Annotated in this window: 15 protein-coding genes; 12 read left to right on the forward strand and 3 right to left on the reverse strand. The window is 39.0% G+C overall.

All coding sequences use genetic code 11. The annotated features are described in order from the left end of the window. The first annotated feature begins 163 nt into the window (after window positions 1-163). The 8 genes from ACFIM6_RS01030 (at window position 164) to ACFIM6_RS01065 (ending at window position 8203) form a co-directional block, all read left to right on the forward strand. Window positions 164-616 (forward strand): TM2 domain-containing protein, encoded by a 453-nt coding sequence (locus ACFIM6_RS01030; RefSeq protein ID WP_375611268.1) that lies wholly within the window; start codon window positions 164-166, stop codon window positions 614-616. A 182-nt stretch (window positions 617-798) separates the two neighbouring features. Further along, complete coding sequence (locus ACFIM6_RS01035) at window positions 799-1110, forward strand: septum formation initiator family protein (protein ID WP_012754998.1); 312 nt, start codon at window positions 799-801, stop codon at window positions 1108-1110. Between the two features lie 135 nt (window positions 1111-1245). Further along, on the forward strand, window positions 1246-2286 hold the full coding sequence (gene pdhA / locus ACFIM6_RS01040; protein WP_375611269.1) for a pyruvate dehydrogenase (acetyl-transferring) E1 component subunit alpha: 1041 nt from the start codon (window positions 1246-1248) through the stop codon (window positions 2284-2286). A gap of 16 nt (window positions 2287-2302) precedes the next feature. Then, window positions 2303-3670: a pyruvate dehydrogenase complex E1 component subunit beta gene (locus tag ACFIM6_RS01045; RefSeq protein ID WP_375611270.1), complete on the forward strand. Its 1368-nt coding sequence runs from the start codon at window positions 2303-2305 to the stop codon at window positions 3668-3670. Between the two features lie 14 nt (window positions 3671-3684). Continuing rightward, entirely contained in the window at window positions 3685-5028 is a 1344-nt protein-coding gene (locus ACFIM6_RS01050; RefSeq protein WP_375611271.1) for a pyruvate dehydrogenase complex dihydrolipoamide acetyltransferase, read from the forward strand. 220 nt (window positions 5029-5248) lie between these two features. Next, window positions 5249-6709, forward strand: coding sequence for a dihydrolipoyl dehydrogenase (lpdA, locus tag ACFIM6_RS01055; protein WP_375611272.1), 1461 nt, complete (start codon window positions 5249-5251; stop codon window positions 6707-6709). A gap of 67 nt (window positions 6710-6776) precedes the next feature. Further along, window positions 6777-7739: a lipoyl synthase gene (lipA, locus tag ACFIM6_RS01060; protein ID WP_375611273.1), complete on the forward strand. Its 963-nt coding sequence runs from the start codon at window positions 6777-6779 to the stop codon at window positions 7737-7739. A gap of 2 nt (window positions 7740-7741) precedes the next feature. Then, window positions 7742-8203, forward strand: a complete 462-nt coding sequence (locus ACFIM6_RS01065; protein WP_375611274.1) for a type II toxin-antitoxin system RatA family toxin — start codon at window positions 7742-7744, stop codon at window positions 8201-8203. A 597-nt stretch (window positions 8204-8800) separates the two neighbouring features. On the opposite strand, the gene ACFIM6_RS01070 is transcribed toward ACFIM6_RS01065, so the two are convergent. Genes ACFIM6_RS01070 through rirA form a run of 3 tightly spaced genes read right to left on the reverse strand, consistent with a single transcriptional unit; the run spans window position 8801 to window position 10944 of the window. Further along, window positions 8801-9289, reverse strand: coding sequence for a CinA family protein (locus tag ACFIM6_RS01070; protein ID WP_375611275.1), 489 nt, complete (start codon window positions 9287-9289; stop codon window positions 8801-8803). Then, window positions 9286-10476: a bifunctional 2-C-methyl-D-erythritol 4-phosphate cytidylyltransferase/2-C-methyl-D-erythritol 2,4-cyclodiphosphate synthase gene (locus tag ACFIM6_RS01075; protein WP_375611301.1), complete on the reverse strand. Its 1191-nt coding sequence runs from the start codon at window positions 10474-10476 to the stop codon at window positions 9286-9288. The genes ACFIM6_RS01070 and ACFIM6_RS01075 overlap by 4 nt, the downstream gene beginning before the upstream one ends. A gap of 24 nt (window positions 10477-10500) precedes the next feature. After that, window positions 10501-10944 (reverse strand): iron-responsive transcriptional regulator RirA, encoded by a 444-nt coding sequence (gene rirA, locus ACFIM6_RS01080; protein WP_375611276.1) that lies wholly within the window; start codon window positions 10942-10944, stop codon window positions 10501-10503. A 172-nt stretch (window positions 10945-11116) separates the two neighbouring features. Between rirA and ACFIM6_RS01085 the strand changes: the two genes are divergently transcribed. Genes ACFIM6_RS01085 through ACFIM6_RS01100 form a run of 4 tightly spaced genes read left to right on the forward strand, consistent with a single transcriptional unit; the run spans window position 11117 to window position 16945 of the window. Further along, window positions 11117-13384, forward strand: coding sequence for an ATP-binding protein (locus ACFIM6_RS01085; protein WP_375611277.1), 2268 nt, complete (start codon window positions 11117-11119; stop codon window positions 13382-13384). A gap of 1 nt (window position 13385) precedes the next feature. Continuing rightward, on the forward strand, window positions 13386-14744 hold the full coding sequence (locus ACFIM6_RS01090) for a sigma-54-dependent transcriptional regulator (protein WP_375611278.1): 1359 nt from the start codon (window positions 13386-13388) through the stop codon (window positions 14742-14744). Window positions 14745-14748: 4 nt separating this feature from the next. Beyond that, window positions 14749-16125, forward strand: coding sequence for a Trk system potassium transporter TrkA (trkA, locus tag ACFIM6_RS01095; RefSeq protein ID WP_375611279.1), 1377 nt, complete (start codon window positions 14749-14751; stop codon window positions 16123-16125). 10 nt (window positions 16126-16135) lie between these two features. Then, complete coding sequence (locus tag ACFIM6_RS01100) at window positions 16136-16945, forward strand: hypothetical protein (protein WP_375611280.1); 810 nt, start codon at window positions 16136-16138, stop codon at window positions 16943-16945. Window positions 16946-17080: the final 135 nt, after the last annotated feature.

Raw genomic sequence — 17080 nt, forward strand, 5'->3', positions numbered from 1 at the left:
CTTGTAATTGCGGGAATTTTAAGTTGTTGGGGAATTTTTAGCTTTTTAAATTGTCATATATCACGGTGAATACAGACTGTATTCATGCTGTGAGGTTTATTCAACATATTATCATATTAGAAGAAAAGCTTCTTTATGAATAACAATTTTATAGGTGGTGAAGATGAAAGGTAAGATTATTGGTCATGATCAAGGAGATTATTTCATTTCAGGGGCTGATGGTAAGCGCTATCAGTTTGCGAATTGGGATTGGTCAGGAAAAACGCCGCCGAAAGTTGGTGACGTCGTTGATTTTGTGTGTGAAGGGGATACCATTAAATCTATTTTCCCTATCTCAACTGAAGGTCAGTCACAGCAATCAAAAGTGACGTTAGCGGTCGTTTGTTTTTTTCTAGGTGGACTAGGACTTCATCGTTTTATGGTTGGTAAAGTTGGAACGGGCATTGCAATGCTTCTTATAAATATAATAAGTGTAATAAGTATAATAAGTGTAATATTTATGCCGGTAGGGCTTATAGGAATTTTTTTGATAATTACACCTTGGGTATTGATTGATTTTATAGTCATTTTAACAGGAAGTTTTAAGGACAAAGATGGGTGTAAAATCACAACTTAGAGGATATCCAATATTTATAATATAAAAAGTGGGGCATTCAGCTTACTTTGATCGTATTAAGGGGGGGATAAATTGAAATAACAAATTATTTTGGTGTAGATTTGGTAATGAGGTATTAATCAAAATCGTGCATAGTTGGGCTGATTATTAAGAAATTTGTGCTGTAAAGACTGTGCTATTTTATGTGGACAAAGCAGAAACGTCGATCAATCAAAGTACGCTTTGTACTACCTCTTATGACGGTGGGAGTCTTAAGCTATTTCAGTTATCACATTTATCATGGTGAGTATGGATTGTATTCACGCAGTGAAGTTAATCAGCATATTAGCGAATTAGAAAAGGAGCTTCATAAAATAGAAGCTGAGCGGATATTCATGGAAAAGCGTATTTCTCTTTTACGCAATGGGCATATAGAAAAAGATATGTTGGATGAGTATGTCCGAAAGAATTTGAACTTTTCTAAGCCAAATGAATTGACAATCTTAATACCTTGAAATGATACCAAAGGTAAATGAAAAATCGCTTAATTTAAACAACAATCAGCAATGATATTGTTTAAGCCGATTGATAAGGCTTGTAACTTTTGTTCGTAAAGGTTATTCCTAAATAATCATAAAAGGGAGTTTAATATGGCAGAACGACTTAAAAAAAATTCTGCGTCGGCGGCGCGCACTGCATTATCAAGCACCACAAAGAAAGCACCAATAGCAGATTTTACAAAAGAAGAAGAAATTGATGCTTATCGTGAAATGCTTTTAATTCGCCGTTTTGAAGAAAAAGCAGGACAACTTTATGGTATGGGGCTTATTGGGGGATTTTGTCACCTTTATATTGGTCAGGAAGCCGTTGTTATAGGAACATTGAAAGCGGCAAAAGAAGGTGATCAGGTTATTACGTCTTACCGTGATCATGGACATATGTTAGCGGTTGGGATGAGTCCGCGTGGTGTCATGGCAGAATTAACGGGGCGCCAAGGTGGCTTTTCCAAAGGGAAAGGTGGCTCGATGCATATGTTCTCTAAAGAAAAGAACTTTTATGGAGGACATGGTATTGTTGGTGCGCAGGTTCCCATTGGTTCAGGTTTGGCATTTTCGAATCAATATCTTGGTAAAGATAATGTGACATTGGTTTATTTTGGTGATGGTGCTGCAAATCAGGGGCAGGTTTACGAGAGTTTTAATATGGCTTCACTTTGGAAGCTTCCCGTTGTTTATATTATTGAAAACAATCAGTATGCTATGGGAACGTCAGTTTCACGTGCATCTGCAGAAACTGATTTTTCCCGACGCGGTCTTTCTTTTGAAATTCCAGGTATTGTTGTTGACGGTATGGATGTTCGATCAGTAAAAGGAGCTGCTGATGAAGCAATTTCTTGGGCACGCTCAGGTAAAGGACCGATCATTCTTGATATGCAGACCTATCGCTATCGTGGTCATTCCATGTCTGATCCAGCAAAATATCGTTCCAAGGAAGAAGTCCAAAAAATAAAAGAGGAGCACGATCCGATTGATCAAGTAAAAAGTCGGATTCTTAAAAAAAATTGGGCGAGCGAAGACGATTTAAAATCTGTTGAGAAAGAGGTCCGTGCAATTGTTGCTGATGCGGTAGATTTTGCACAAAGTGATCAAGAGCCAGATGCTTCTGAGCTCTATACTGATATTTTAGTTTGATGCGAGGGAAGCAAGTATGTCTATTGATATTTTGATGCCGGCGCTTTCACCAACTATGGAAGAAGGTAAACTGTCTAAATGGCTCAAGAAAGAAGGTGATAAGGTTAGCTCTGGCGATGTTATTGCTGAAATTGAAACGGATAAGGCTACAATGGAAGTAGAGGCCGTTGATGAAGGTACTCTTGGTAAAATTTTTGTGCCTGAAGGTTCAGAAGGCGTAAGGGTTAACACTGTTATTGCAATTTTGTTAGAAGAAGGTGAGCGTGCTGAGGATATTTCGCAGCCTACGGATACAGCACAAAAACCTAAGGAATCTCCTCTTTCTCTACCTTTGTCAGTTCCGCAGGCTGCTCCTACTTTTGATACATCTCTTAATTTTGATATTCCAGCGGGAACACAAATGGTTACAATGACAGTTCGTGAAGCGCTTAATCAGGCTTTGGCTGAAGAAATGCGGCGTGATGAAAAAGTTTTTCTCATGGGGGAAGAGGTCGCGCAATATCAAGGTGCCTATAAGGTTAGTCAGGGTTTGTTGGAAGAGTTCGGGGAACGCCGAGTTATTGATACCCCAATTACAGAGCACGGCTTTGCTGGGCTGGCTGTTGGGGCTGCTTTTGGTGGGTTACGTCCTATTGTCGAGTTTATGACCTTTAATTTTGCGATGCAGGCGATGGACCAAATTATTAACTCAGCAGCCAAAACACGTTATATGTCTGGTGGACAAATGACCGCTCCTATGGTTTTCCGAGGTCCCAATGGTGCAGCTGCCCGTGTTGGTGCTCAACATTCTCAATGTTATGCTGCATGGTATAGTCATGTACCAGGTCTGAAAGTTGTCATGCCTTATAGTGCTGCAGATGCAAAAGGTTTGCTGAAAGCTGCTATTCGTGATGATAATCCTGTTATTTTCCTTGAAAATGAGATTTTGTATGGGCATCAATTTGATGTTCCTCAACTGGATGATTTTCTTTTGCCTATTGGTAAGGCGCGTATTCATAAGTCTGGACAAGATGTGACGATTGTTGCATGTGGAATTGGGATGCATTATGCTGTTCAAGCGTTACCAGAAATCGAAAAACTTGGTATTGATGTTGAATTGATTGATTTACGAACCATTCGCCCGATGGACCTTCCAACAATTCTTTCGTCAGTTAAAAAAACAGGTCGTTTGGTAACAATTGAAGAGGGATTTCCTCAGTCATCTGTGGGAACTGAAATAGCAACGCGTGTTATGCAGCAGGCTTTTGACTATCTTGATGCGCCAATTGCTACGATTTCTGGCAAAGATGTTCCGATGCCTTATGCCGCTAATCTTGAGAAGTTGGCTTTGCCTAATACTGCTGAAATTATTGAGGCCGTTAAGGCTGTGACATACAGAGCATAACGGAGGAAAGCATAATGCCCATTAAAATTACAATGCCAGCGCTTTCCCCTACGATGGAAGAGGGAAATTTAACAAAATGGAATATTAAGGAGGGAGATAAGGTTTCCTCTGGTGATGTTATTGCTGAAATTGAGACGGATAAAGCGACAATGGAAGTCGAAGCCGTTGATGAAGGTAGGGTTGCTAAAATTGTTGTTCCTGCTGGAACACAAGGCGTTAAAGTAAATGCTTTAATTGTTGTTTTAGCAGAAGAAGGTGAAGATTTAGCTGAAGCTGCAAAAGTTGCAGAAGAAATCTCTTCTTCTACAAGACAAAAACCAGAGGGCATCAAACAGACAGATTCTCTGAAACAGACGGACTCAAAGGGAATAAAAATGTCTCATGAATCATCAACTGGGCAATTAATACAGCAAGATAAAAAGGAAGCTCGTCTTTTTGCCTCTCCCTTAGCGCGGCGATTAGCATCTCAGGCAGGTCTTGATTTATCCCTTATTTCTGGAAGTGGTCCGCATGGCCGTATTATTAAGCGCGATGTAGAAAAAGCTGTGAGCAGCGATATGTCTAAAGTGTCTTATTCATCACAGATAGGGGAGCTAATAGCTACAGGTGCTTCGGACAAACAGATATTGAAACTCTTCAAAGAGGATGAATATAGCTTCGCTCCCCATAATAATATGCGTAAAACAATCGCGACACGTTTGGTGGAATCAAAACAGAGAGTCCCACATTTCTATGTAACGGTAGATTGTGAACTTGATGCGCTATTAGCACTGCGTACACAACTAAATGCTGCTGCTCCAATGGTTAAGGGGCAGGAAGAAACTCAGCCTACTTATAAGCTTTCTGTTAATGATATGGTGATCAAAGCTGTCGCACTTTCTTTGAAAGCGGTTCCTGATGCGAATGTTTCTTGGCTTGAAGGCGGGATGCTTCATCATAAACATTGTGATGTTGGGGTTGCTGTTTCTATTCCCAATGGATTAATTACACCGATTATTCGCCATGCAGAGAAAAAGCCGTTATCACTTATTTCCAAAGAGATGAAGGATTTTGCAAAGCGTGCGCGCGAGGGCAAGTTAAAAATGGAAGAATATCAGGGTGGAACAACAGCTGTATCAAATATGGGGATGTATGGTATAAAAAGTTTTTCGGCTATTCTTAATCCACCGCATGCGACGATTTTTGCGATTGGTGCAGGGGAGCAACGCGCCGTTGTTAAAAATGGTGCATTAGTTGTTGCGACAGTTATGTCAGTTACGCTTTCTGCGGATCATCGTGCTGTCGATGGTGCTTTAGCAGCAGAGCTCGCGCGGACTTTTAAGAAGATGATTGAAAATCCATTAGCAATGTTGGTTTGAACTGTTTAACAGTTCTTCACGTAAATTGTGAGAAAGCGTGTTAAGAGAATAGAAACAAATTTAAAGAGTTTAAAGAGCAATGTTATTGCTATTTCTGGTTTGGGTAAAGCATTTACGTGAAGCTTAAAGCAAAGACATAAGATAATTCTCTCATGTTGTTTTACAGTCTTAAGTTCAAAAAATGCATATCCGTTTTTTATATATCCATGGAGGAATTACTGTGGCAAATCTTTATGATGTAATTGTGATTGGATCAGGTCCAGGCGGATATGTAACCGCAATTCGTGCAGCACAATGTGGCTTTAAGACTGCGATTGTTGAACGTGAACATTTGGGAGGGATCTGTTTAAATTGGGGATGTATTCCAACAAAGGCCCTTCTACGTTCAGCGGAAATGAAACATTTTGCTGAACATGCGACAAATTATGGATTAAAAATTAATGGTTCAATTGAGGCAAACATCAAAGATGTTGTGGCACGTTCACGGGGTGTTTCAGCACGTTTAAATGCTGGTGTTGGTTTTTTAATGAAAAAAAACAAAATTGATATTATCTGGGGTGAAGCAAAGCTTACTAAAGAAGCAAAGGGAAGCCTTCCTGCGGAAATTATGGTTTCTTCATCCTCCAAACCGATTATGCAACCGCAAAATCCAGTCCCTAAAGGGACGTTAGGGGAGGGAACTTATCAAGCAAAGCATATCATTATTGCAACGGGTGCACGTCCTCGTGTCCTTCCTGGTATTGAGCCAGATGGAAAACTCATTTGGACTTATTTTGAAGCTATGATACCGCCAGCAATGCCAAAATCGCTTTTGGTTATAGGGTCTGGGGCTATTGGCATTGAATTTGCTTCTTTTTATCATGATATGGGGGCGACAGTAACTGTTGTTGAAATGATGCCCCATATCATGCCTGCTGAAGATATTGAAATTTCAACGTTTGCTCGTAAACAGTTAGAGAAAAAAGGTTTACGTACTCTTCGTCAAGCAAAAGTAACAAAGGTTGAAAAATCTTCCGATTCTGTAAGTGTACATATTGATGTTCAAGGTAAAATAGAGTCAATGACTGTTGACCGGTTGATTTCTGCTGTTGGGGTGCAAGGTAATATTGAGAATCTTGGTTTAGAAGCTTTGGGAATAAAAACCGATCGCGGCTGCATTGTAACTGATGAATGGAGTTGGACGGGGGTGGAAGGTATTTATGCTATTGGTGATGTAGCAGGCCCACCTATGTTGGCCCATAAAGCAGAAGAAGAAGGTGTGATATGTATTGAGCATCTTGCAGGTTTGAAAAGCGCTCATCCACTTGATAAAAGAAAAATTCCAGGGTGTACATATTGTACACCACAGGTTGCCTCTGTAGGGCTTTCAGAAGCGGCAGCAAAAGAAGCAGGTTATGATATACGTATTGGTCGTTATTCTTTTGCTGCGAATGGTAAGGCGATTGCTTTGGGTGAAGATCAGGGGTTAGTAAAAACGATTTTTGATAAAAAAACAGGACAGCTTCTCGGGGCCCATATGGTAGGGGCTGAGGTAACAGAATTGATACAGGGTTTTGTTATTGCTATGAATCTTGAAACAACAGAAGAAGAATTAATGCATACTGTCTTTCCACATCCGACTTTATCGGAAATGATGAAAGAAAGTGTATTAGATGCTTATGGTCAAGTTTTAAACGCTTGATGACTGGATTGTATGAAAAATTTTATATTTTTGATTGTTACTTCGTATTTATAAGGCAAAGGCTTAAATGGTTACGGTTGTTGATAGAGTTGCAAATAGACGATTGCGTCATCCTGAAAAGGCACATCGTCCTGATACAAGCGTTCAAAAAAAGCCAGATTGGATTCGTGTAAAAGCGCCAACATCACCAATTTATAAGGAAACACATGGTATTGTACGTACGCATAAGCTAGTGACTGTATGTGAAGAAGCTGGTTGTCCTAATATTGGCGAATGTTGGAGCCAGAGGCATGCTAGCTTTATGATTTTAGGTGAAATATGTACGCGTGCTTGTGCTTTTTGTAACGTTGCAACAGGTATTCCACTTGCCGTTGATGATAATGAGCCAGAACGTGTCGCTGATGCTGTTGCAAGGATGGAATTAAAACATGTTGTCATTACATCTGTTGATCGTGATGATCTTGCTGATGGTGGTGCTGAGCATTTTGCAAAAGTTATTTATGCGATTCGTCAAAAAACTCCTAAAACAACAATTGAAGTTCTTACACCTGATTTTCGTCATAAGGATGGCGCTTTAGAAGTTGTTGTTGCTGCTAAGCCTGATGTTTTTAATCATAACTTAGAAACAGTTCCTTCTAAATATTTGAAGGTCCGTCCAGGGGCACGTTATTTTCATTCAATTCGTTTGTTACAACGTGTTAAAGAACTTGATCCAACAATTTTTACAAAATCGGGAATTATGGTTGGCCTCGGGGAGGAGCGAAATGAAGTTTTGCAATTGATGGATGATTTGCGCGCTGCTGATGTTGACTTTATGACAATTGGACAATATTTGCAGCCTACACGAAAACATCATCCAGTTGTTCGTTTTGTGCCTCCTGAAGAATTTGAGTCTTTTGCCAAGATTGGTAAAGTAAAAGGATTTTTACATATGGCCTCCAATCCTCTAACGCGTTCATCTCATCATGCTGGAGATGATTTTGCCATTTTGCAAAAAGCGCGTGATGAAAAATTTTCCTTACAGAGATAATTATGCCGATTTTTACAATACATCGGCAGATCACCCATAGTGCCAGTGAAATGTTTGATCTGGTTTCAGATATTGAGCGTTATCCTGAATTTTTACCAATGTGTGAGTCTTTAATAATACGTTCTCGAAAAGAATATGGAAAAAAAATATTGCTTCTTGCGGATATGACCGTTGGCTATAAGATTATTCGTGAAACTTTTACGACTCAAGTATTTCTTCAGCCGGAAAAAAGTCTTATAGAAGTTAAATATATTGATGGTCCATTCAAATATCTTGAAAATCGTTGGGCCTTTCATGATATTGAAAATACCAATGCATGTAATATAGAGTTTTTTATTGATTATGAATTTAAAAGTAAAACGCTTGGATTAGTCATGGGCTCAATGTTTGATATTGCGTTTCGTAAATTTACCGAGGCTTTTGAGAAGCGTGCGCATCAGATTTATGGCTCTACGGTAACATAGTCTATTCTGTTATTTTTTAACAATACCTATTGCTTAAACAGCGTGAAGGTGAAAACCGGTTTCCATCTTTACTATTTGTTTTTAATTCAGCTTTCAAAAGCATATTGAAGGAATATCATTTTAAATGATGAAGATGATGCACAGCTTCATGCTTTTGTTTCTCTCTTTTTTAATGGATGCACACTCGTTAAACAAAACGCCCAAATAGAACCTGCTTGCGTCATACCCATTTCATAATAGTGCTCATAATAAATAGTATAGATTTTCGTAAAAGTATATAAAATCTACATCTGTACACTTATGAAGAATTCCTCCTGTATCATTTATTTGCCATCTCTCAAGATGTTGTGCCAGCTCTTAGCACTTGAGAGAAGTACAAGTGTCTCTTTCTTTAATCATTTTATTTATACAGTTTTTTCTCTTGTGGCGTGCAAGTGAATAAATTTGATTAATTCAATCTACACAGGACTGAAGTGAGATAACTTTACGCTATTCAGATCTTTCATTTTCAAGTTGTGATACAATAAAATTTTTTCAAGATGTTGACGATTATAGACTCGATGGGGAATAAAGAATTTTGAAATTAGTATGGGGAATTCAGTGAAGCAATTCCAGAATCATTTTAAAAGCATTTTCAACAGTTGCGTGGCGGATAGCATTGCGATTAAGATGAGCAAAGTGCATTTCTTTGTGCAGGGGAGAGTGGTTTTTGTAAGCAACTGCGCAATGCACAAGTCCTACAGGTTTATCAAGACTTGCACCTCCTGGACCAGCAATTCCTGTTACAGAAACTGCAATGTCAGCTTGTGAATGTTTTAATCCACCCTCAGCCATTGCAAGAGCAACTTCTTTTGAAACGGCACCATAGGTTCTTATAAGTTCAGCACAAACGCCAACAAGGCGTGTTTTGGATTCATTTGAATAAACAACAAATCCACAATCGAGAACATCTGACGATCCTGCTATATTTGTGAGGCATGCAGCAATGAGTCCCCCTGTACAAGACTCTACAGTTGTTAACAGCAAACCTTTTTGGCGAAAGGTATTAAGGACTTCATGTGCGTGTTTTTCACAAAGATATGTCATTGGGGAATTTCTCCTGAATAAAGGACGCTCACTGTTGCAAGAGCAGCAATTCCCTCACCACGACCAATAAATCCAAGCCTTTCATTTGTTGTTGCTTTGATAGAGATTCGATCAGGTGTTATTGCAAGTATTGTTATAAGATTTTCTGTCATGGCATGACGATATGGACTAATTTTAGGATTTTCAGCGATAATTGTGATATCAACATTGGCGATACGACCACCTGCTTGTTTTATAATATCAAGAGCATGACGGAGAAAAATTTCTGATGATACATTTTTCCATTGAGGATCAGAGGGAGGAAAATGTGTACCGATATCTCCAGCACCTTGAGTTGCAAGAAGGGCATCTGTTAATGCATGAAGAGCAACATCCGCATCGGAGTGTCCATTTAATTTTTTATGAAAAGGGATTTTTATACCACATAATATAAGAAAATCACCATCCTCAAAAGAGTGAACATCATAACCATTGCCGGTACGAATATCAGGAAATATTTGCATTTTCTTTTGGAGATATAAATGTGCAGTATTAAAATCTTCATGCCATGTAATTTTTATGTTGTTAGGATCCCCAGGAATGGTACGCATAGGAATTCCAAACCATTCGGCAATTGCAGAATCGTCAGTGAATTCTTGTTTGCAAGCTTGTTTTGCTTGTTTATGGGCCGCTAAGATATGTTCAAAGGGAAAACACTGTGGAGTTTGTGCACTATAAAGATGGGTACGGGGAATTGTTTCTAAAACATGCTGATTATTTATACGTTTAAGGGTATCAGAGATGGGCAGAACAGGAAGAACACCTTCTTGAGGCATGATAGTGTTGTGAATATTATTAAGAAGCTTGTTTTCGATAAAAGGGCGTGCACCATCATGAATATGCACATATTGGGGGGCAATTTTTTTGAGTGCCTGAAGTCCATATAAGGTAGAGATTTGACGTGTATTGCCTCCTTCAACGATAATAAGGCGCTCTTTAAAATCGTCAATAGCTTGTTCACAGATTTGACGATCTTCTGGATGAATAACAAGAATAATTGTTGTGATAGCTGGATGCTGCAAAAAACAATGCACGGTATGATAAATAATTGGCTTTTGTCCTAGAAGCCGATATTGTTTTGGAATTTTATGGGGAGATCCTGCTCTTTCACCCCGTCCAGCGGCTAATATTATTGCTGCAATAGAAATACTTAATCTCCTTGTATTATAATCTTAGTTTGCTTTTTTGTCATTAATTTTAAAATGATTTTGAAAGGATGGTTGTTGTAGATCAGCAAGGGATATCACGGATAACACCTCAAAAAAAGCATTTAATGCTTTTTGAAGTGCGGTATTTAAACCACAAAAATCAAACAAGGGGCAAGTTGGTTCTGCAGTATCGAAACATTCTGCGAGGGAAAAGTTGTCTTCTGTTACTTTCACAACATCCGCGACTGAAATTTCTGCTGCGGGTTTAGCCAATCTAACTCCACCATTGCGTCCACGCACTGTTTGTATAAAACCTGCTTGAACAAGCAGCTGAAGGATTTTAAATAAAAAAAGCTCTGAAACGGCATATGCTTTAGCAATTTCTGGAACACGACTGAGAGTTCCCTGATTATCTGCACAATACATAAGCATTCGAAGAGCATAATTTGTTTGTTTTGTTAATCGCATCTCATTTCCTTCGTAAAGTATCGTCGAACACAGTCTATTTTAAAGATATTTTGCAAAATGTAGAAGTTTTTTCTCGTTGACTATATTTGCCTATTTTAAATGTAGTATTAGTATTGTCAATTTTTGCTACAAAAGGTTATATGAGAATAATGGGATAAGGGTATGTAAGCTCATGACGAATATAACATCTGTGACGAATCTTCAAGACATAGATAAAAATACTTATAACGATGAGTTGTATCGTTTAAGTAAGGTATATATTTTTTTAGGGATTACAATTATTGTATTGGCTTTACTTACGGCCTCTGTTTCATTTATTATTCTTATTGGATTAACTCCTGTTGTTCCCAGTAGAACAGTAACCCTTATTCTTATAGGAATTAATAGTTTTTGGGTTTTAGGGCTTATTGTCATCGTTTTTTATGAGATGATACCGATCATTCGTGCTTGGCGTTCAAGGCGTGCAGGATCGCGTCTTCATGTGCGCCTTATTTCATTGTTTGCACTTGTTGCGACAATGCCAGCTGTTGCTGTAGCTCTTGTATCGGGTCCAGCACTAAATTTGGGACTTGATCGATGGTTTGATACAACAACGCGGCAAATTGTGGGCTCTTCTATTGATTTAGCAAATGCTTATGCAGATGAAATGCTCCAAAATTTAAAAAATTTATCCTACGCGATGGCATTTGCACTTGATAACAAAAAACTCTTAGAACGTAATCCAGCTGAATATAGGATGCAATTGACGCGTCATGCTCTAGGACGCAATTTGCGTGGTGCATTTTTGTTAAGTTCTAGTGGAGCTATTTTTGTATCGAGTGCTCTTGGTGATGAAGATAAACTGCCAATTCCTCCTTCTCATCTTATTGAACGTGCAACTAGTGCGAGACCTTTTTCTTTTCAACCAGGCGTCCATGATTATTTTGGTATTATTTTAAAATTTACCAATATTCCAAACACATTTTTATATTTGGTGCGTGACGTTGATAAAGGTGTTTTATCTGCTTTGCGTTTGACGGAAGTTAATACAGATCGTTATCGTGATTTAAATGAGAATCGCCTGCTGACACAGATTGCATTTGGTATGCTTTATTTGTGTCTTTTTTTTAGTTTATTCTTATCAGCCATTTGGGCTGCTATTGCTGTTGCTGATCGCTTAGTACGTCCTATTCGTCTTCTCATTAGTGCTGCCGATGATGTTGCTTCTGGAAATATGGAAATTTTCGTGCCAGTACGAGCAAAAGATGGAGATATTGGGCAATTATCCAAAACTTTTAATTACATGGTCAGTGAATTGAAAAGTCGGCGTAATGAATTGATTGCAGTGCGTGATCAAATTGATGAAAGACGGCGTTTTTCTGAAGCTGTGTTATCGGGTGTAACAGCGGGAGTAGCAGGTATAGATGATAATGGTGATATCACCATTATCAATCGGTCTATTGAAGCGATGTTTGATATTCGCTCAGAGCGCGTTGTTGGAAAAAGTCTTTTATCTTTAAGCGCTGAAATTTGGCAGGTTTTTCAGTTTGTGCGTTCATTGGATCGTAAAAACCATCGTGAGCAGGTCACTTTAAACGTTGCAGGAAAAGAGCGTGTCTGTAATGTCCAAGTTACGATGGAGGAGGATGATGGACAAGGGCAATCTTGGGTTCTAACAATTGATGATATTACAGACCTTGTTGCAGCGCAACGTACAGCGGCGTGGGCGGATATTGCGCGGCGTATTGCACACGAAATTAAAAATCCTCTTACACCTATTCAGTTATCCGCTGAACGCATTCGTAAACGTTATAACAAAGCTATTACACAAGATAGAGAGGTCTTTGAGCGGTGTATTGACACAATTATTCGGCAGGTTGGAGATATTGGGCGTATGGTTGATGAGTTTTCCTCTTTTGCACGTATGCCCAAACCCAAAATGCATATTTTAGATATACGAGAATTGTTGCGCGAAGCATGTTTCTTGATAGAGGTGACGCGACATGATATTCATTTTGAGCAAGATTTAGGAACTCTACCACTTATGGGTGCATTTGATAACCGTCTCATTGTACAGGCTTTTTGCAATGTTATCAAAAACGCGAGCGAATCCATAGATTCAGTTATGCGAGAGGAAAATATTCACGGTCATATTCTTATCCGTTCTTATCGTCAGGAAGAATGGGTGGTTGTGGATGTTGTTGATAACGGGAAAGGACTTCCTAAAGAGCAAAGACAAAAGTTATTAGAACCCTATATAACAACGCGGGAAAAAGGAACAGGGCTGGGGTTAGCTATTGTGCGCAAAGTTATTGAAGATCACGGTGGTTTCATGGAGCTTCATGATGCACCGGAGAGTTTTTATGAAGGTCGTGGTGCGATGATCCGTTTGATATTTCCAGCGGATGGGGGTAAGCAGGGTAATATTATACAAGCCATAAATCATAAGATAGGGGAATAGTATGGTATCAGATATCTTGATTGTTGATGATGAAGCAGATATTCGTGAGCTTGTTGCTGGTATTTTAGATGATGAAGGTTATGAAACGCGTGTTGCTTGTAACTCTGATGAAGCATTGGCTCAAATTAGTGAGCGTATTCCAAAGCTCATTTTTTTGGATATTTGGCTACAGGGTAGTCGTCTCGATGGTTTAGCACTGCTTGATGAAATTAAAACACAATATCCGGCTCTTCCGGTCGTTATGATCTCTGGTCATGGTAATATTGAGACGGCTGTTTCCGCTATAAAGCGAGGGGCATATGATTTCATTGAAAAACCTTTTAAAGCTGATAGACTTGTATTGGTTGCAGAGAGAACACTTGAAAATTCAAATTTAAAACGTGAGCTTTTAGAATTGCGAAAGCGTTCGAACGAGACATTAGAGTTGCTCGGAAAATCGACAGTTATAAAAAATTTGCGTCAAATCATAGAAAAAGTAGCACCAACCAATAGTCGCATCATGATAACAGGTCCTTCAGGGGCAGGAAAAGAGACTGTTGCACGAGCTATTCATGCGCTCTCAACGCGTTCGAATGGGCCATTTGTTACAATAAATGCTGCAACGATTACTCCGGAAAGAATGGAAATAGAGCTGTTTGGCAGCGAAATGGAGGGAAGAGAGCGTAAAATTGGTGCCTTAGAGGAAGCTCATGGCGGTATCTTATATCTTGATGAAATTGCTGATATGCCGCGTGAGACTCAAGGGAAGATTCTTCGGGTTTTAACGGGGCAAACATTTGAGAGAATTGGCGGCACAAAACGTGTTAAGGTGGATGTCCGTATCATTTCTTCGACAGCGCAAAATCTTGAAAACCTTATTTCTGATGGGCGCTTTAGGGAGGATCTTTTTCACCGTCTTTCCGTTGTTCCTATTGTTGTTCCGCCCCTTTCAGCGCGTCGTGAAGATATTCCAGAACTTGTACATCATTTTGTAAAAACAATATCACAGCAGGTTGGGATTAAACCGCGTGCAATCAGTGATGATGTGATTGCTATTTTGCAAACGCACGCTTGGCCGGGTAATGTGCGGCAATTACGTAATAATATTGAGCGTCTTCTTATTCTTGTGCGGGATGGTGATGGTCCTATAACAGCGGACTTTCTTCCCAGTGAAGTAAGTGATTCTTTGCCACGTCTTCAAATGGATTCAGATGAAAGTATAATGGATTTGCCGTTACGTGAAGCTCGAGAATTATTTGAAAAGAGATATTTAGTGGCGCAGATTGGGCGTTTGGGTGGAAATATATCACGTACTGCTGAATTTATAGGCATGGAGCGTTCAGCTTTGCACCGTAAACTTAAAGCGCTTGGAGTTTCTTAAAGCGATGCGTATTATTATTTGTGGAGCAGGACAGGTTGGTTATGGGATAGCAGAGCGTCTTGCTGCTGAAAATCACGATGTTACTGTTATTGATATTGAAACGAGATTAATTGAAAAGATTCGCGATACATTGGATGTGAGAGGTTTTGTTGGTCACGGTTCACGGCCTGAAGTTCTTTTGGCTGCAGATGCAGACAAAGCTGATATGTTGATTGCTGTCACTTTGTTTGATGAAGTTAATATGGTAGCTTGCCAAGTAGCACATTCATTATTTAATGTGCCCACAAAAATTGCTCGTATTCGCTCACAATCTTATTTAGAACCACGTTATAAGACGCTTTTTTCCAGAGAGAATATTCCCATTGATGTGGTTATTTCGCCAGAAGTTGAAGTTGGGGAAATGGTTTTGCGCCGTATTGCTTTACCTGGTGCAATAGATGTTCTTTATTTTTGTAATGATGATATTGTGGCACTAGCTTTGGAATGCATGGAAGATTGTCCCGTTATTAATACACCTTTGCGTCAATTAACAGAGCTTTTTCCAGATCTTCATACGACGGTTACTGCTATTAAACGTGGCGCGGAATTATTGGTTGCACATTCAGAAACGCAACTACGCGTTGGTGATATAACCTATCTTGTTGTTTCTCGTGAACAGATGCGTCGTGCTGTTGGGCTTTTTGGTCATAAAGAACAAGATGCCCACCGCATGATTATTGCAGGGGGTGGTCACATTGGCCTTTATGTTGCACAGGCTATTGAAAAGCGTTTTCATAAATTAAAATTGAAGATTATAGAAGCGCATAGAGAAAGAGCCCTCACAATTGCTGATCAGCTTGAAAAAACAACAGTTTTATACGGTAACGTGTTAGATCCAGTGATTCTTCAAGATGCGGGAATTGATCAGTCCGATTTAATGATTACATTGACCAATCAAGATCAGGTTAATCTCTTAAGCGCTATTATTGCTAAAAGATTGGGCTGCAAAGCCAATATGGTATTGATTAATAATGTTGCCTATCAAGAATTTAGTCGTGCTGTTGGTGTGGATGCATATCTTAATCCCCATAGTGTTACAATATCGAGAATTTTGCAACAAATGCGCCGTGGGCGTATTCGTTCTGTTCATTCAGTTTTTAATGGCCGAGCAGAAATTATTGAAGCTGAAGTGATGCAAACATCTTCATTGGTTGGTAAGTCATTATCAGAGCTCAATTTATCAGATGGTTTGAGAATTGGTGCAATTTATCGCAATAAGACAATAATACAGCTTTCGGCAGATACGCGTATTTTGTCTGGTGATAGAATAGTGATTTTTGCTCTTGCTGATAGGGTTCGTGATGTTGAACAACTCTTTCGCGTAAGTTTAGAATATTTTTGATGTATTATCTATGGATATTTGTACTTTTTGGTATAGTGGACAATTAAGATTGGTAGATAGGCTTTGTTTGTCTTCAATGGTTAAAACTGGACAGCGCGTTAAGCTTTTTAGTTATGATAAAAAAATAGATAATCTCCCTGCTGGTGTTGAGCTGTATGAAGCCGAATCAATTTTACCACGCTCAGCAATTTATCGCCTTGATCCCGATTTTTCTGATGATAAACTAGGGTGTACAATTGTTCAGTTCTCGGATTTTTTTCGTGTTATGCTGATGAAATATCAACAAGGTGTTTGGTTAGATACAGATGTTTACCTTGTTAAACAATTTCATCCAGATGCGGATAAGGTTTGGTTGGCAAGAGAAAATAATACAAGAGTAGGCGTTTCTGCACTTTATTTTCCGCCCAATAACCCTATTATAAAAATATTTGAGGATTATTGGGCAGGTGCAGAAATTATTCCTCATTGGCTTGGGTTTAAGCGTCGTGTTTGGAGACCGTTCTGGTTAAAGAGGAAAAACATGCCGATTTTACCGGGAAATCTTGGCGTTACAATATTTGGCAATGATGGTATTTCACGATTAGCAAAACGATATGGTTTTTTTCATGAAGCAAAGGAAAAGGAAACTTTTTATTATTGGACTGGGCGAAAAACTGAACGTATTTTTGAACCAGCTTTTGGCGTAAAGCCGCTTACAGATTCACGCTTGATAGGTTTTCATATTCACAGAAAGACAAAGACTACGAAAAGACCTCAGGAAGGAAGTTTTTACCATTGGGCGGTATCTCGCATTCCGGATGTTCATCATTTGTTTAGGTAGAGTTATTATTGCTATTTTAACTATTGAGATTTTAATCTATCTTATACAATCTCTTGATTGTAGCTTGCACAAGAGAGTAATGTTAACATATGGACAAAAACATTGAATGTGTAAAGAGCGGTTGTTATATGAACG

Origin of the sequence: Bartonella sp. AA9NXGY (assembly GCF_042196845.1) — a bacterium.
In the GTDB taxonomy this organism is placed as follows: domain Bacteria; phylum Pseudomonadota; class Alphaproteobacteria; order Rhizobiales; family Rhizobiaceae; genus Bartonella.

Excerpts from the sequence above, each read along its gene's own strand:
- ACFIM6_RS01065 (WP_375611274.1), top strand. The coding sequence starts at position 7,742 with ATGCCGATTTTTACAATACATCGGCAGATCACCCATAGTGCCAGTGAA.
- ACFIM6_RS01100 (WP_375611280.1), top strand. The coding sequence starts at position 16,136 with ATGGATATTTGTACTTTTTGGTATAGTGGACAATTAAGATTGGTAGAT.
- ACFIM6_RS01035 (WP_012754998.1), top strand. The coding sequence starts at position 799 with ATGTGGACAAAGCAGAAACGTCGATCAATCAAAGTACGCTTTGTACTA.
- ACFIM6_RS01085 (WP_375611277.1), top strand. The coding sequence starts at position 11,117 with ATGACGAATATAACATCTGTGACGAATCTTCAAGACATAGATAAAAAT.
- ACFIM6_RS01050 (WP_375611271.1), top strand. The coding sequence starts at position 3,685 with ATGCCCATTAAAATTACAATGCCAGCGCTTTCCCCTACGATGGAAGAG.
- lipA (WP_375611273.1), top strand. The coding sequence starts at position 6,777 with ATGGTTACGGTTGTTGATAGAGTTGCAAATAGACGATTGCGTCATCCT.
- ACFIM6_RS01030 (WP_375611268.1), top strand. The coding sequence starts at position 164 with ATGAAAGGTAAGATTATTGGTCATGATCAAGGAGATTATTTCATTTCA.
- ACFIM6_RS01070 (WP_375611275.1), bottom strand. The coding sequence starts at position 9,289 with ATGACATATCTTTGTGAAAAACACGCACATGAAGTCCTTAATACCTTT.
- ACFIM6_RS01045 (WP_375611270.1), top strand. The coding sequence starts at position 2,303 with ATGTCTATTGATATTTTGATGCCGGCGCTTTCACCAACTATGGAAGAA.
- rirA (WP_375611276.1), bottom strand. The coding sequence starts at position 10,944 with ATGCGATTAACAAAACAAACAAATTATGCTCTTCGAATGCTTATGTAT.
- pdhA (WP_375611269.1), top strand. The coding sequence starts at position 1,246 with ATGGCAGAACGACTTAAAAAAAATTCTGCGTCGGCGGCGCGCACTGCA.
- ACFIM6_RS01090 (WP_375611278.1), top strand. The coding sequence starts at position 13,386 with ATGGTATCAGATATCTTGATTGTTGATGATGAAGCAGATATTCGTGAG.
- trkA (WP_375611279.1), top strand. The coding sequence starts at position 14,749 with ATGCGTATTATTATTTGTGGAGCAGGACAGGTTGGTTATGGGATAGCA.